This is a genomic window from Sphingobium psychrophilum, from assembly GCF_012927105.1.
Classification (GTDB): Bacteria; Pseudomonadota; Alphaproteobacteria; order Sphingomonadales; family Sphingomonadaceae; genus Sphingobium; species Sphingobium psychrophilum.
In genome coordinates, this window is the sequence record NZ_JABBFV010000082.1 from 1 (window position 1) to 1,133 (window position 1,133).

A 1,133-nucleotide genomic window follows, 5' to 3' on the forward strand; every position below is an offset into this window, starting at 1 on the left:
ACCCTGACGGATTGGCTGAACTTTCCCGCTCAATCCTGAGGTGAACGAAAGGCCGCTATCAGGGATCGTGTTCTAGCGGATTGAATGGCGGCTTTGTTGGCGGCAGCGGCGATCGGTATTTCCGAGCCGGAATGTCCGTTATCCCATTATCAGTGCTCGGAACCTGACTGTCGCGAATGTCGAAGGGTTTCGGGCGCCGGTAGGCGTACGAAAGTCTTACATGTACGACCCGCGGGGCCTCAGGCGCTGGGCTATGGGGATTTCGGATCTGGGCCGTTAAGCGCACTGGCGCTATTGCTGGTTTGGTGAGATCCGTGTGGACCAGGCGGACTACCTTTTGCCCGTTTCAAACGATTTAGCCGGCGGCAGTGCGCATCGTTTTGGTAATGTGATGTGGCATCGGCGATGCGGGGCGCGAGCGTCACCGCCTCCCGCCACGGTGCTTGTGCAGGATGCATATAGGGCGGGCCATGCCGGATCATGGCGCGAACTCCGGGATACGGATCGGGATGTTTGGCGGTGCCCGCGGTTGTCGCCAGCGTTCGAAGGTCTCGATGATGATCATATGACCTCCGCAGCAAGGGCACGGTGGTCGCAGATCGACGGGCTTTTCAAGTACAGCATCATCGGGCGGCGCAGCGACCTCGAGCAAGGCTCGTGCGCGAGCGAGGTTGGCTTTGCGGGACGAACTGGCCAGCAGGCCGTAGTGGCGGATACGGTGAAAGCCGCGCGGAAGAACGTGCACGAGGAACCGGCGGATAAACTGTAGGCATTCGGTGAAGGCCGCGGATCAGGCGGCTTCGCGTTGATCTTCGGCTGCGCGCCACTTCCATGGCAGCAGTTCGTGGAGACGGTTCTGGGGGATGTCGGCGATGCGGCTGAGCACATCGGCGAGCCAGGCCTGCGGATCGATGTCGTTGAGCTTTGCCGTGGCGATAAGGCTCAGCATGAAGGCGGTGCGCTGGCCACCACGATCTGAACCAGCGAAGAGCCATGATTTTCTGCCAAGGGCCATCGCAGGGTCATTCTGCCCATGTCGGGCAGATGGTAGAGTTTCATTATCGCTGGCATCCATATTACGGCGGTCGTTTTCGGCATGAAGGCCGCGAGGACCGGGCCAATGGCGCGATCAT

Annotated in this window: 2 pseudogenes; both read right to left on the reverse strand. The window is 60.5% G+C overall.

The annotated features are described in order from the left end of the window. Window positions 1-478 precede the first annotated feature (478 nt). Window positions 479-766: pseudogene (locus HHL08_RS25280) on the reverse strand (transposase); the annotation flags it as partial. Window positions 767-790: 24 nt separating this feature from the next. Continuing rightward, a pseudogene (locus HHL08_RS25285) lies at window positions 791-1,015 on the reverse strand (transposase domain-containing protein); the annotation flags it as partial. Window positions 1,016-1,133 lie beyond the last annotated feature (118 nt).